We start from the raw sequence: 14,614 nt of genomic DNA, 5'->3' as shown, positions 1-14,614 counted from the left end.
AGGCGGTCGCTTTCAGGGCGCCCGTGAAGGGCTCCCCCGTCAGTCGAAGATGTTGAAGTTCACTTCGGACCGGGCCTGCTTGTAGCGGGTCTTCACGTCCTCGATGATGCTGCGGACCTTGTCCGAGTCCGGGTTCACGATGCGCGGGGTGACGAAGATCACCAGTTCGCGCTTGGTGGAGTCGAACGCGCGGTTCTTGAACAGCTCGCCCACGATGGGGATGTTGCCCAGGCCCGGCAGCTTCGCGACGGCCTTCTGCTCGTCGTGGCTGAACACGCCCGACAGCACGATCGTCTCTCCGTGGCGCACGGTGACGTTCGTCTTCACCTTGCGGGTGCGGAAGCCGGGGATGGCGGACGAACCACCGAAGGACACCGACACGGACGTGTCGATTTCGGAGGCCTCGGCCTCCACTTCCGTCTGGATGTTGCCGTTGCGGTCCGCGGTGGGGCGGATGTTCAGGATGACGCCGTACGGCTTGTACTCCACCGTGAACTGCGTGTTGGTGATGAGCGGGATGGGCACCTCGCCACCGGCGAGGAACTCCGCCTTCTCACCGCTCGCGCACACCAGCTTGGGCTGCGCCAGCAGGCGGCCGTAACCGTCGTTGGCCTGGAAGCCGATGCTCAGCTCCGACGAACCGGTCGCGCCCAGGATGAGGTCGGAGACCGCGTCACCCGACGGCAGGAGCGCCTTGGTGAGGTTCAACGTGCCGGTGAGGCCGCCCGTGATGTCGGTGGGGTACTTGATGCCGTAGCGGTCGCGGCTGTTGCGGCGGATTTCAACGAACTGCACCTCGGAGAGGATCATCCGCTTGATGCCGACGACGAGCAGGTTCTCCACCTTCTCGCCGATGGCCTTGGTGATGAGCTCCGCCTTCTGCAGGTCCTGCTGGCTCTCCACGGAGCCCTCCAGGAAGATGGTCGCGCCCACCACGTTGGCCTGCACGTTCTTCAGGCCCGCCTTCTGGAAGGCCGCGTTCAGGTTCTGGGCCACCAGCTTCTTGGCGTTGGGGGCGATCTTCACGAACGACTTCACGTTCGGATAGAGGCTCACCACCTGCTCGATGCGGTCCGCGTCCTGCGTGGTGTAGGCCTGACCGTCCAGGTAGATGCGGTCACCCACCATGCGCACGGACACGCCTTCGATTTCGCCCAGCAGGCGCTTGATTTCGGAGATGACCTCGTTGGGGTCCTGCTTGCGGACCGTCACCAGGTAGCTGATGCGCTGACCCGAGGACTTCCAGACGAGCAGCGTCGTCTTGCCTTCCGTCTGGCCGGTGACGAGCAGCTGGCCGGTGCCCAGCGTCTTCACCTCGGCGATGGACGGGTCGCCCAGCGCGACGCGGCTCAGGCCGGGGATGGTGAGCACCTTCTGAGTACCCACCCCGAGGCTGACGGTGCTGCCCTCCTGGGCCAGGGCGGGGGCACTGGCCACCAGGGTGACGAGGGCGCCAAGCGCTACGGCGTGCGTGAAGCGAGTGGACATCGTGTGAATCCCCTTCTTGCGTGCGTGCGCGCTGACGGTCCGCGCGCTATCCCAGATGTTGTTGCTGCCACCACATGGCCCAGAAAGTCCCGAGCGCGATGGAGACGCCGTAGGGGATGTGTCGCACGGGCGAGGGCGAGGTTTCCTCGCGCATCCATTTCGCCCGCACCGCCCAGCGACGGGCCACCGCCGCCAGCGTGTCCCAGACGGCACCCTGCCATAGCAGCGTGACGACCGCCTGGAGCGCTCCCACCAACGAGATGAAGGCCGCCGCCGCGAGCACCGTCGGGAACCCCAGCACACAGCCCACGCCCGCCATCAGCTTGACGTCACCCCACCCCATGCGCCCGCGCAGCGCGCCGGGGACCAGCAGCAGCGCCAGTCCCGTGCCCGCGAGCACCCCACTCAAAAGCCCCGACTCCAGCCCGCCCACCCCTTCCGCCCACCCGCGCACCCCGAGCCCCAGCACGATGAGCGGATAGGTCACGACGTTGGGGATGAGCCGGCGCAGCACGTCGGTCACCACCGCAAGCACCAGGGCCACTCCCAGAATCGTCCACAGCACGGATTGAGCAGGTGTCATTCGGCACCTGTCCCAAGGCGGGCAGGCGACCCCCATCAAACCAGGGAGGCCCCAAGCCCGTCAAATGCTGAACACGACCCTCGAACCGGGGGGCACTGCGTCATCAGTGGATGACGAGGCGGATCTTCTCGCTGCAGATGAAGTACTCGTCCCCGTCCTCGACCTTGCGGCGCTTGATGCGCTGCTTGTTGAACCAGGTCCCGTTCGAGGAGCCGAGGTCCTCGATGTAGAACTCGCCGCCGTCGCGGGCGATGACGGCGTGCTCGCGCGACACCTTGCCGGAGTTGATGACGAAGTCGCAGTGCTTGCCGCGGCCGATGACGTAGCGGTCCTTGATGATCTTCTCCTGCTCACCGGATTCGGTGACCAGGTAGAGCGACGCGCCCTCCTCCTCGTCGACCTCCTCCGGCGGCTCCTCCTCGGCCTCGTCGGGGGGCTCGTCCTCCAGCTCGTCCTCGAGCGGCGGATCCTCCTGGTCGGGCAGGGGATCCTCGTCCTCCTCCTCGATCATGTCGTCGGCGGACGGAGGCGGCGGATCATTCTTGCCCTTGATGAGCCGCTCCAGTTCGGCGGCCGTCTCCAGGACGCGCTCGGCCACCTCGCGGCGCACCGGATCATTGTCCAGGCCGTTGGAGGACGGACGCTCCTCCACGTTGCGCGGGGCGGCCCGGGCGGGTTCGGCGCGCGCGGGCGCGAGCACCGGCGGCGCGCCCTTGGACGCGGCGGCCGCGGGCGGCGGGGAGGCTGGACGGGGGGTCGGCGTGGCGGCAGGCACCGCCGCCACGGAGGGCTCGGCCTTCACCTTCACGTCGATGAAGCCGTTGAGGCGCGCGAACATGAAGAGCGCCTGGTTGATCAGCGCGTCGCGATCCGACCCCATCTGCTGGGCCATCTCTTCGTACGTCTCCCACAGGTGCTCGGCGATGCCGACCTTGCGTGCGGGACGGGAGTTCTGATCGATCATCGGTCTTGGCTCGGGAAATGCTGAACGTGGGGAACGATAGCAGAGCCGTTCGGGCCCGCCCAGTTACTGGAAGGCCCGGAGGTACTGGAGGTTGTCCGCGTTGTCGCTGATCTGCTCCAGGGCCACCTGGAGCACGCCGTCCGCGGAAGGATACGCGATGTAGGCCAGACTGGAGCCACCCACGTCCGTGGCCACCACGGAGCCAGGCAGGGTGTAGGCCCCCAGGTTGGTCAGCGAGCTGCCGGACCCGGTGTCCACGCCGAAGATGAAGCGCCGGAAGCGCGGCAGCAGCGTCACCACGTAGCGGTCGCCGACGCCGAGCCGATCGGCCCCTCCAAACTTCGCCGTCAGGGTGAGCGACAGCGGCGCGGGCACGAAGGTCGTGGGCGACTTGGGCGGGTCCAGGCCCAGGTCGAAGCCATCAGCGTGGTAGTAATAATCCAGGAAGCTGGACACCGTGTAGATCTCGTTGACGTTCAATCGCTGCACGTAGGAGTCGCTGGTCTCCAGGCCCGAGTAGAGGACGAAGGGCTTCACGGTCGGGCCGGCGCGTACGGAGAAGAACGGATACGTGGCGCACGTCTCCAGGGCACTGACGGTGGCCGCGTCCCCCAGGTCTGGGAAGAGCTGGGTGCGACCATCCCCCAGGTCCTCCAGGCGAAGCACCTTGACGGTCTGCTCGCAGGCCCCCACGTTGTTCGCCAGCACGAGGGAGTCGCCCGGAACCACGGTGCGGGCCGCGACCAGCGACGTCTCCACCAGGAAGGGCGGATCCTCCACGTTCAGGTCGCGCGCCAGATTGACGAGGCCCGGCAGGATGCCCTGGAAGACGAAGCGGTAGGTCCCGGAGGGCAGCGTCCCGTCACACAGGAAGGCGTCCGCATTGGCCACGTCCGCGCGCTGCGGACACCCCGGCTGATTGACTTCGATGCTCCGGACCTGGTCCGGCCGGATGAGCTCCGAGCCGTCGCGCAGCTCCACCGTCACCGTGGCAGGCAGCGGGCCCGTGATGGGATCCCGGTCCAGGTTGAACGCGCGGCGCTCGTCGGCGCGGAACAGGGTGACCTGTCCGTTGGACGACGGCACGATGCCCAACAGCGGGATGGGGGACGTGTACGCGATGCTGTCCGACAGGAACTCGCGCACCTCCAGGCCCGCGCGCAGGGTGAGCCCGGTGGGCAGGCCGCCGGACGGCTTCAGCGTCAGCATGGGCGCGCCGGTGACGTCGCGCGCGAGCACCGGCGTCGCGGACGGCACCAGGGGATCCGGCCCGTTGTCGAGCGCGATGACGCCCTCGCAATCCGCGGAGACGCACGTGAGCTCGTCGAGCACCACGTATACGTACCGGCCCTGGGCCACCCGGGTGGCCGTCGGCCCGTAGGCCGGATGGGTGGTGACGAGCCGCGCCGGGATGTCCACCAGGTCCGTGTACGTCGGCACCGTGTACGGCGCCGGGCGCGGACGCTTGTAGGCGACCTCCACCGAAGCGCCATCCGCGACAGCGCGCACGAGCCGGCTGGTGCCCGTCACGTTGCGGATGGCGATGACCAGCGAGTCCGTCACGCCCGCCCGCGCGGGCAGCGTGATCATGGACAGCACCGTGTCCGCCGGTTGCAGGCAGAAGACGGGCAGCGCGGCCGGCAGGGCCGCGGCGTCGAAGGCGTCCGGGGCCGGCAGGTCCTGGCGCATCACCACCCCGCCCCCGAAGGGACCGCAGAGCGCTTCGGCGGCCTCCGGGCGGGTCTGGAGCGCGTAGTACAGGACGCTCGGCGCGCCCTCGGCCACCGGGGCGTGCGCGGCGAAGGCGGTGATGAGCTGGCCGGTGGACAGCCGCGTCACCTCGTTGAGGCGCGCGCGGTCGGCGGCCACCACGGAGATGCTCCGCCCGCCGGAGCTGCGGGCGTAGATGTACGGACCGGACACGTCGTTGCCCTCGGCGTCGTAGCCCACGTCGCGCGTGAGCGAGTCGGGCCGCGCGACGACGGGGATGGCCAGGGGCTCCAGCGGGTTGGGCGCGGGGATGTATTCGCGGGGCGAGCGCGTGAGGTCCAACACGCGCAGCTCGTCCCGGTCCTGGGAGGTGACGAAGACGAGCTGGTTGGAGAGCACCACGTCGTACGTGCCCGACAGGCCCGCGGCGCCCGCCGTGGAGGTGGTGTCGGAGCAGGCGCTCGTGAGACTCGCGGCGCTCAGCAACAGGGCAGCAGGGATGCCGCGCTTCAAGGTTGGTTCTCCTGGCACACGCTGGTGCCCTGGTTCGGATCCCGCTGCTGCTGCGTGCCGAGTCGTGCCACCAGCCGCGCGTCCTGCGGACGGGTGAGGTCGGGGATGTCCACGATGGCCACCTGCCCGTCTCCGAAGTTGGTCACGAACAGCCGCGCCGCGTTCACGCCGGCCGGGTTGTCCACCGTCACCGCGAAGGCCTGCGACGGGTTGCTGGTCTGGTTCTGCGAATTGACGAGCGGCACCTGGACGACGACCTGGCCGAGCGCCTCGTCGTAGAGGGACACCGCGCTGTCGCCGGTGCTCGTCACCGCGAGGATGTTGGTGTCGGTGCTGGTCGGCGCGCCCTGCCGGCGGATGAGCTGCATGTCGCTGACGCCGTCGGGCATGGGCACCGCGGAGATGACCCGGAACGACGGGTCCGTGGACTGCTCGCCCGGCGGTGCGTCGTATTCGAAGTCGATCGTGAGCATCGTGTCCGGGCCCCGCGCCAGCACGTACAGCCGCTCGCGCACGAAGTAGGGACGGACCGCGAGCTCCGCCGCCGTCACCGGCCGGGACACCACCCGGACCGCGCGCGCCTCGCGGATGCGGTAGGCCAGGGACAGGCGGGGCTCCAGGATGCGCTCGGGCACGTTCTTGTCCACCAGCCGCAGGACGAAGTTCGCGCCCACCGTGCCGCTGTCGCCCGCCACGAAGTTGCGGCCCGACACGAAGAGGTAACCGGTCCCCACCGTCGTCGAATCCGAGCCGCCGTAGATGTAGCCCTCCGGCGACAGCGGGATGAAGCCCAGCGTGTCGCGCGTGGGGTTCTCCGCCTTCAGGGTGACCAGATAGTTCTCGAAGTTGGTGCTGGAGTTCGCGGGCGAATCCGCCGCCTCCGAGTGCGTCACGTACAGCGTGCCGTTCGCGTCATCCACCGTCACGCCAATGGGTGACGGCGCGCGGGGCAGGCCCGGACGGCCCGAGTCCTGGAGCGACGCCGGGATGTCGTCCGTGAGCGACAGCGCCCCCGTCTGGCAGTCCACGCCGCCCTGCACGCAGTTGAGCACCGGCGCGCCATCCGCCGACAGGCTGACGTCCACCGCGTACAGGTTGTTGCCCTCCGCGCGCGAAGGCACGAACAGGCGCGGCAGTCCGCTGGCCGGGTTGACCCACATCCCCATGTCACCCGCGAAGCTGCGGATCTGCACGAGCGAGTCCGCCGACGCAGACAGGGACTCGAAGACAAGCGGGCTTGCTGGCACGGCGGTCCCCAGCCTGGGCACCGGGACGGACTGGCCATCCGCCTGCGTGCTCAGCGCGTCCAGGTTGAGCGCCACCACCGAACCGGAGTCGTAGCAGTTGTCGAAGTTCGCGTTCGCGACGAAGAGGTAGCCGTTGCTCGCCGAGGGACCGCCAGCCGCGGGTGGGCGCCAGAACGCCACCCCGCTGGGGTACACGAAGCGGGTGGACGGGGGCGGGTTCGGTTCAGATTCGATCGAACACGCCGCGAGGAGCAACAGCGCGGGGGTCAGGAAAGGGAGGCGCATCAGAGGGGGGCGGAGTGTAGGAACGGGGCCCTACCCCGGGCAACTGAATAGGGCTGTCGCTATTCCCGTTCGCCCTCCCGACGACACCCACCCACGCCGCAAAGCCCGGAAACGCGTGCCGCTCCCTTGGCGAGGGAACGGGCACGCTCCGGCGGTAAAGCTTCAGGCGGCGGCGACTTCCGCCTGGATTTTGGAGAAGTCCGCCACCTGGTTGAACAGGGCGCCGATCTCCGTGAGGAACCGGATGCGGTTTTCCCGCAGGTCCTTGTCCTCGGCCATCACCATCACCTTGTCGAAGAAGGTGTCCACGGCGGGCTTCAGGCCGGTGATTTCGCGCAGGGCCCCGGCGAAGTCGTCCGCGCGCACGTGCACGCCCACCTTGTCACGCGCCTGGGTAAAGGCGGTGTGGAGGTTCTTCTCCGGCTCGTCGGTGAAGCGCTGCGGGTTGGTCTGCCCGCCCGCCACGTCCTTGCCCTGCTTCTCCACGATGTTGACCACGCGCTTGAAGGCGGCCGCCAGCGGCTGGAAGTCCGCATGGCCCACGAGCAGGCTCAGGGCCTCCAGGCGCTTCTTCGCCGCCACGAGGTCGTCGAAGCCCACGGCCAGCACCGCCTCCACCACGTCCGTGCGGTGCTCTTCTCCCCACAGCGCCTTGAGACGGCCGCGGAAGAACTCCAGCACCTGTTCGCGCGGCGCGGCCTCTCCCGGCTTGCGCTTCACGTTGGCCAGCTTCGGCGCGAGCAGGCCCAGGGCCTCATCCACCGCGGCCGACAGGCTGAAGCGGTAGCCCCGTCCCAGCACGATGCGGATGATGGCCAGGCACGCCCGGCGCAGCGCGAACGGATCCGCCGCGCCCGACGGGGCCTTGCCGATGGCGAAGATGCCGCACAGCGAGTCCAGCCGGTCCGCGAGGCCGATGAGCGCGCCCGCGTCCTGCGTCGGCAGCGCGTCCTCGGCACCACGGGGCAGGTAGTGCTCGGAGATGGCCAGGGCCACCGCGTCCGGCTCGCCGCCGGCCTTCGCATACTCGCGGCCCATCACGCCCTGGAGCTCCGGGAACTCGCCCACCATGCCGGTGACGAGGTCCGCCTTGGACAGCGTGGCGGCGCGCTCCACCGTGGCCGCCTCCCCTGCCCTGTCCGTGGCCTGCGCGAGCCAGCCCGCCAGCGAGCGGAAGCGCTCCACCTTCTCCAGGTACGTGCCCAACTGGTTCTGCCACACCACGCGGCCCAGCTTCTCCACGCGGTCGCCCAGCGGCGTCTTGCGGTCCTCGTCGAAGAAGAAGCGCCCGTCCGCGAGCCGCGCGCGTAGCACGCGCTCGTAGCCGCGCAGCGACAACTGCTCGTCGCGCACCGGCGTGTTGGACACGGCGATGAAGCGCGGCAGGAGCTTGCCCTGAGCGTCCACCAGCGAGAAGTAGCGCTGGTGGCTCTTCATCTCCTGCACCAGCACCTCCGGCGGCAGGTCCAGGTGGCGCTCGTCGAAGCGGCCCACCACGGGGCTCGGCAGCTCCACCAGGTTCGTCACCTGGTCCACCAGGCCCTCGTCCTCCAGGAGCTGGCCACCCGCCGCCTTCGCCGCGGCGGTCACCTTCTGCACGAGCGACGCGCGGCGCTTGCCGATGTCCGCCAGCACGTGCGCCTTCTCCAGCGTCGCCTCGTAGTCCGCGGGCGCCTTCAGCGTGATGGGGCCGGGCGAAAGAAAGCGGTGGCCGTAGGTGGTCCGCCCGCTCTTCACGTCGCCGAACACCACCGGCAGCTCCGTGTCGCCCAGGAGCGCCAGCAGCCACTGCACCGGGCGCGCGAAGGACATGTCCACGTCGCCCCAGCGCATGGACTTCTTGAAGTTGATGCCGTGCACCGCGGAGTGCAGCGCGTCCTGGAGGATGGCGTCCGCCGGACGGCCCTTCTCCTCCACGCGCGCGGACACGTATTCGCCCTTGGGCGTCGTCGTGCGGCCCAGCGCGTCCACCGACAGTTTGAGGCTCTCCGCGAACTTCTCCGCGGCCTTGGTCGCCTTGCCCTGCGCGTCGAAGGCGGCCTTGGCGCTGGGCCCCAGCACCTCCTTCGTCACGTCCTCGCCCGCGTCCGCCACGTCGCGCACCCACACCGCGAGCCGGCGCGGCGTGCCGAAGGTGCGCACCTCGCCGTGCTTCAGGCGGGCGTCGGCCATGCGCTCGGTGAGCACGCGCTTCAAGTCGTCCAGCGCGGGCACGATGAACGACGCCGGGATCTCCTCGGCACCGATTTCCAGGAGCAGATCACGCGCCACGGGACACCTCCGACTTCTCCTTCTTCTCCACGGGCTTGTTGAGCGTCACCGTCTTCCAGTAGTCGCTGGCGGGCTTGCCCTCCAGCACCGGCGGCTGCTCCCCCACCGTCCACGGCGTCTTCATCAGCGGGAAGCCCAGCCGCTCGCGCATCTGCAGGTAGCCCTCCGCGCACAGGCGGGCGTTGTCGCGCACGCGCTTGATGAAGTTGGCGCGCTCCGTGACGGAGATGGCGCCGCGCGCGTCCAGCAGGTTGAAGGCGTGGCTGCACTTGAGCGCGTAGTCGTACGCGGGCAGCGGCAGGCGGCGCTCGATGAGGCGCTTGCACTCCTTCTCGTACGCGTCGAACAGCGAGAAGAGCATCTGCGGATCCGACTCGTGGAGGGCGTACTTGCTCATCTCCACTTCGTTCGCGTGGAACACTTCGCGGTACTTCACGCCCTTGACCCACTCGATGTCGAAGACGTTCTCCACGTTCTGCAGGTACATGGCCAGGCGCTCCAGCCCGTACGTCAGCTCCGCGGCCACGGGGCGACAGTCGAAGCCGCCGCACTGCTGGAAGTAGGTGAACTGGGTGACTTCCATGCCGTCACACCACACCTCCCAGCCCAGGCCCCAGGCGCCCAGCGTGGGCGACTCCCAGTCGTCCTCGACGAAGCGGATGTCGTGCTCCAGCGGATCCATGCCGATCTTCCGCAGGGACTCCAGGTACAGCTCTTGGACGTTCTTGGGCGCCGGCTTGAGGATGACCTGGAACTGGTGGTGCTGGAACAGGCGGTTCGGGTTCTCACCGAAGCGGCCGTCGGCGGGGCGACGCGAAGGCTGCACGTAGGCGACGTTCCACGGCTCGGGCCCGAGCGCGTGCAGGAACGTGTAGGGGGCCATCGTGCCCGCGCCGACCTCGAGGTCGTACGACTGGGTGACGATGCATCCCTGGTCGGCCCAGTGCTTCTGGAGCGTGAGGATGAGGTCCTGGAAGTACATGGATGGCGAGTCCTTCTCGCAGTGCGTCGAAGGCGAAACGCGGCGGACCCTAGTGAGGGGGTCCAGGAGCGTCAAGGACGGCCGTCACTCCGTGTAGGGCGGGAGGTCGGCCAGTCGAATCTGCAACCGGGTCACTTCGCCCGGACGGATGGGAACGGACAACAGCTTGCTCGTCCCTCCCGGGTCCTGGGGATCCACCACGCGCAGGCGGTAGGTGCCCACGGGGGTCGCCAGCTTGATCAGCGGAGAGGTGCCCAGCTGCGTTGAACCGTCGAACACGGCCGCGTTCTTCGGCACGGTGTAGAGCGTCAGCCAGCCCAGGCCGGCCTTCTTGGCGCCCTTGGCGGTGCTCGTGTCCAGCACCTCCGCGACCTCCGGCGTCTGCGTGACGGTGGTGACGGGCTCCGGCGCGCGCTGCGAGGGCTCCGGCGCGGGCTTCGGGGCCGGGGTCTCCGTCTTCGCCGCGACAATCTTCTCCGCCGGAGCGGTCACCTTCGGCTTGCGTCCGCCCTTGGCGACGGGCGTCTTGGGCTCTTCGGGAGGCGGAGCCTCCACGACCGGTTCGGGAGGAGGCGCTTCGACTTCGGGTGCCTTCTCGGGCTCGGTCTTCTGCACGAAACCCGGCGGAGGCCCGGAGGGCTTCGGCGGCCAGGTCCCATCCTTCGCGGGGTCCACGTTCGGGGCCGGATCCAGCTCCGCCTTCACCCACAGGCGGGCGGACTCGTACGCCGGCATGAACAGCCGTCGCACCGGTTCGAGCGTCGCCAGATAGCCCACGCCGCCCAGGACGAGGAGCAGCACCACCTTGCCCAGCCAGCCGGAACGCTCGCGAGCCGGGGGCGTCTCCGCCGGCTCATCTACCGAACGGGAGGGCCGCGCGGGCCCCGCACCGGAGCGCCCGGGCCGGGTGCGGAAGCGCTGGGTCTGGAGGTCGCTGGGCGGATCCAGCAGCGCGTCGTCGGGAGGCGTGGCCCGGGCCTCGGAAGCCTCCGGGCGGGCGACGGGACGGGGCCGGTTCGCCCGGGCGGCGTCGGCAGGAGGACGGATCGGGCGAGCGGACGCGGCGTCGGCGGGCCGCTGCGCTCGCGGCGTCATCGGAGGCGTGTCGCTGCGCGGGGCCGCGGCCTCGGTGGCGGGACGCGGGGTCGCACCCGCACGCGGCGGGGTCGTCGGCTCGGCGCTCGTGCGCCGGACGGGCGTGGGTCGGAACGACGGCGCGGCGTTCTCAGCCGAGGCCCCCGCGTGCGGCGACTGCACCCGCGCGGTGGCCGTGTCGCCGCCCTCCTCCACCTGCAGCGCCCCGGCGGCCTCGCTGACGCGGGCGTCCTCGGCGCGGCTGGCCAGTTCCAGGAGGGTGCGCGTCTTCTGGCGCTTCTCCTCGAAGAGCTCGCCCATGACGGCGGTCATCTGGTCTTCGTCGTACAGCTCGGAGCCCAGCGAGGCTTCGATGGCGCGCGCCATCTCGCGGCAGGTGCCGAAGCGCTGCGCGGCATCCCGCGACAGGGACTTGAGCACCACGGTTTCCAGGGCCTCGGGGATCGCCGCGTTGAGCGAGCGCGGCACGGGAATCTCCCCGTCCACGATCTGCATCATCACGGCGGCCTCGCCCGGCGCGTTGAACAGGCGCTGCCCGACCATCAGCTCGTGCAGCATCACGCCCGTGGAGAACTGGTCGCTGCGGCCGTCCAGCCCCTTGTCGCGCACCTGCTCCGGGGACATGTAGCCACTGGTCCCCTTCACGGTGCCCACCTGCGTACGGCCCAGCTTGCCACGCGCCTTGGCGATGCCGAAGTCGATCACCTTCACGACGCCGTCGTAGGTGATCATCACGTTCTTCGGAGACACGTCCCGGTGCACCACCGCCACCGGGCGGCCCGACGGATCCATGAAGTGGTGGGCGTAGTGCAGGCCCAGGCAGGTGTCGCGCACCACGCGGGCGCTGAAGCCCAGCGGCAGCGCGTAGTCGCGCTTGGCCGCCATCTTCACCACCTGCTCCAGGTTCTGGCCGGGCAGGAACTCCATGGCGAGGTACAGCTCGCCGTCCTCCTCCCCCAGGTCGAACACCTGTCCGATGTTCGCGTGCGAGAAGGCGGCGGTGATGCGCGCCTCGTCGAGGAACATCTTGACGAACTGGTCGTCCTTCTTGATGTCGGGGAGGATCTGCTTCACCGCGACGAACTTGCGGAAGCCACCGGGGCCGGAGGTGAACGCGAGGAACAGCTCCGCCATCCCTCCCATCGAGAGGCGGGTGAGGATCTCGTATTTTCCGATGCGCCGCCCCCGGTCGGGATCTTCTCCGGCGCCACCCTGCATGCTCATGGCCCGGTGGATGTTACCTGTCGGACCTTCCCAGGTCGATGATCGTCTTCACCGACAAGCGGTCCTGCTCCGGACGGGCCGTCCCGGAGGGCCGGGAAAGCGGCTTAGGCGCCGAACCGCTGTCGCCGCACGTCGAGCATCCACCCTTCGAGCGCGGCCACGGCCAGGGCCGGAGGCTCCAGGGGGAGCTGGGAGTCCACGTCCGCCGCGTCGAGCACCTCGAAGGCCCGCTTCACCTCGCCCTGCCACCGCTCGCTGAGTTCAGCGGGCAGCTCACTGCGCTCGCCCCGGAGCTTCTGTTCCACCAGCGCATGGGCATCGCCGAAGCCGTACGGCTCCAGCAGGACGGTGACGTCCGTCTCCACCTCGCCCGTGCGCAGCGCATGCGTCCCGGTGAGCGTGGTCCGCAGCACGTACAGCAGCTTCTTCGCGGAGCGGAAGCCACTCTTCTCCCACTCGCGGAGCTGGCCCTGCGCGAAGCCCCGGTAGTGCCGGTGGATGCGGCGCGACAGCACGGCCCGCACGTGGGGACGCAGGGCCTCCAGTTCCGGGAGGGCGCGCACGGGGATGGCCCCCAGCACCCGCTCGATGTAGTTGCCGTTGCCCTGGAGGATGCCGAGCAGCACGGGCTGCAGCTCGTTGGACGAGTAGTCCACCTCCACGCCCTCCAGCACCTCCAGCCGTTCGGCGTTCACTTGGCGGGGCTGGAGGCCCAGGAGCGCGCTGGTGGACGCGATGTGGATGGACTTGAGATCCAGGTCGCTGTCCGGCGAGGGAAAACCGTACGCATGCGCGCCGGAGAGCGAGACCACCAGGTGCTCGCGCCTGCGCGATTCCTCATCCAGCACCCGGTCCGCCATCCGCTGCTGATGCTCCGTCATCGTGCCCTTCATTCCGTCCCTCCTTCCAGCGCCGGGGCCTCCGGCGCGTCACGCCCCAACGGTCCGGGCGTCTTCAGCACCCAGCGCCGGGCCACCTCGTCCCCCACCCGTCGCAACAGCCGATCCGCGCGAGCGTAGTCCGGATGCTCCGGCAGTCGGCTCTCGCGGTGCGCGACCTCCAGCGCGGGCGCCATCGCCTCCGCGTCGCGCAGAACCTCTTCCAGCGGCACCTGCCCGCCCTTGATGTCGAGCAGCCGCGCCTTCAACGCCCCGGTCGCCTCGAAGGTAGGAACCCCGTCGCGCAGCCACCCCGTCGCCAGCGCCACCAGGCGCAGCAGGTTGTAGGCATTCTTCGGCCGCAGCTCCCGAGCGGACGGAGGGCGCTGGCCGCCACCGCGCGCGTACGCCGTCAGCGCCGCGAAGTCGTTGGCCGCGAGCAGGCCCTGGTCCCAGAGCGAACGGTAGAGCTGCTTGACGTACGTCTTCGCGGCGAGCACCCCGTCCTCGGGCGTGGGCGCGCTCCGGGGCGACACGGCGGCCAGCCTCCGGGCCACATCGTCCAGGTCTGGCGTGGGGTCCTCGCACAGCCACGCGAGGAGCAGGTCGCGGTGCTCGGCCAGCCGCTGGCTGCGCGTGAGCTTGTCGAGCTGGCTCATGGCATAGCGCCCGAAGCTGCCGAAGATGGCCTTGGAGACGAACGCCTCGCGCGCTTCGAGCATCCACTCGCCCAGTTCGTCCGACGCCGTCGCACCGAGGACGAACAGCGTTTCGAGCGTGTTCGGATCCGCGCGCAGGGCCTGCTCCACCGTCTTGCGCACCTCCCAGTACGTGGTGCTGCCATCCGCGCTCACCAGGTCCTGCGGCGCCTGTCCCAACCCCAGCGTCCACGGCAGGGGCAGCGCGAACACGCCGCGCACGTCCACGTCGGAGCGTTCGTCCGCGAGCCCCCAGGCGTGGCTGCCCACGCGCGTCTCCAGTACCACGCACGGTCGCAGCGCGCTCCAGGCCGCCTCGCGCCGCTGGGCGAACTGGACCTGTCCCACGCGCCGGGGCACCAGTTCGTCGCGCGCGAACCACACCTCGCCCACGCCGACGATCTGCACATCGAAGCCACCGTCATGCGCGCGCACGACGCGGCCCACCACGCCCTGCGGGATGCGGCGCCCGGCGGACGCCACGCGCTCCACGCGCGTCGTCACCTCGGTGCCGTGCGGCAGCGGCACGGACAGCCGGTCGATCTGCTCCAGGCCCCGGACCCTCGCGGAGGTGGGGGGCGTCGCATCAGGTCTCGGGTCGCTCATCGGTCCCTCCCGGGCGGGATGGTGGGCCACGTTGGACGCAGTGAAACACGGGAGCCTGACCCGGCACGGC

General features: G+C 69.8%; 10 protein-coding genes. All 10 read right to left on the bottom strand.

Annotated features, from left to right (window positions below):
• Nucleotides 1–39: 39 nt before the first annotated feature.
• Entirely contained in the window at nucleotides 40–1,488 is a 1,449-nt protein-coding gene (locus OV208_RS16080; RefSeq protein ID WP_120544981.1) for a type II and III secretion system protein family protein, read from the bottom strand.
• Between the two features lie 46 nt (nucleotides 1,489–1,534).
• Entirely contained in the window at nucleotides 1,535–2,071 is a 537-nt protein-coding gene (locus tag OV208_RS16075; protein WP_267574710.1) for an A24 family peptidase, read from the bottom strand.
• 103 nt (nucleotides 2,072–2,174) lie between these two features.
• Nucleotides 2,175–3,035 carry an FHA domain-containing protein gene (locus tag OV208_RS16070; protein WP_267574709.1) on the bottom strand — a complete coding sequence of 287 codons (861 nt, stop codon included), beginning with the start codon at nucleotides 3,033–3,035 and terminating at the stop codon, nucleotides 2,175–2,177.
• A gap of 63 nt (nucleotides 3,036–3,098) precedes the next feature.
• On the bottom strand, nucleotides 3,099–5,258 hold the full coding sequence (locus tag OV208_RS16065; protein ID WP_267574708.1) for a hypothetical protein: 2,160 nt from the start codon (nucleotides 5,256–5,258) through the stop codon (nucleotides 3,099–3,101).
• A complete protein-coding gene (locus tag OV208_RS16060) occupies nucleotides 5,255–6,790 on the bottom strand; it encodes a hypothetical protein (protein WP_267574707.1) in 1,536 nt (511 codons plus the stop codon). Before OV208_RS16060 ends, OV208_RS16065 begins: the two co-directional genes overlap by 4 nt.
• Nucleotides 6,791–6,952: 162 nt before the next feature.
• Nucleotides 6,953–9,061 carry a glycine--tRNA ligase subunit beta gene (gene glyS, locus OV208_RS16055; RefSeq protein ID WP_267574706.1) on the bottom strand — a complete coding sequence of 703 codons (2,109 nt, stop codon included), beginning with the start codon at nucleotides 9,059–9,061 and terminating at the stop codon, nucleotides 6,953–6,955.
• Nucleotides 9,051–10,043 (bottom strand): glycine--tRNA ligase subunit alpha, encoded by a 993-nt coding sequence (gene glyQ / locus OV208_RS16050; RefSeq protein WP_267574705.1) that lies wholly within the window; start codon nucleotides 10,041–10,043, stop codon nucleotides 9,051–9,053. Before glyQ ends, glyS begins: the two co-directional genes overlap by 11 nt.
• Nucleotides 10,044–10,127: 84 nt before the next feature.
• Nucleotides 10,128–12,362, bottom strand: a complete 2,235-nt coding sequence (locus tag OV208_RS16045; RefSeq protein ID WP_267574704.1) for a serine/threonine protein kinase — start codon at nucleotides 12,360–12,362, stop codon at nucleotides 10,128–10,130.
• Between the two features lie 104 nt (nucleotides 12,363–12,466).
• Entirely contained in the window at nucleotides 12,467–13,255 is a 789-nt protein-coding gene (locus OV208_RS16040) for a DNA polymerase beta superfamily protein (protein ID WP_267574703.1), read from the bottom strand.
• Nucleotides 13,252–14,544, bottom strand: coding sequence for a DNA polymerase beta superfamily protein (locus OV208_RS16035; protein WP_267574702.1), 1,293 nt, complete (start codon nucleotides 14,542–14,544; stop codon nucleotides 13,252–13,254). The genes OV208_RS16040 and OV208_RS16035 overlap by 4 nt, the downstream gene beginning before the upstream one ends.
• Nucleotides 14,545–14,614: the final 70 nt, after the last annotated feature.

The organism is Corallococcus sp. bb12-1, assembly GCF_026626765.1.
Classification (GTDB): Bacteria; Myxococcota; Myxococcia; order Myxococcales; family Myxococcaceae; genus Corallococcus; species Corallococcus terminator.
The sequence above is the reverse complement of the archived record's forward strand: the minus strand, read 5'-3'. Positions and strand labels throughout refer to the sequence as shown.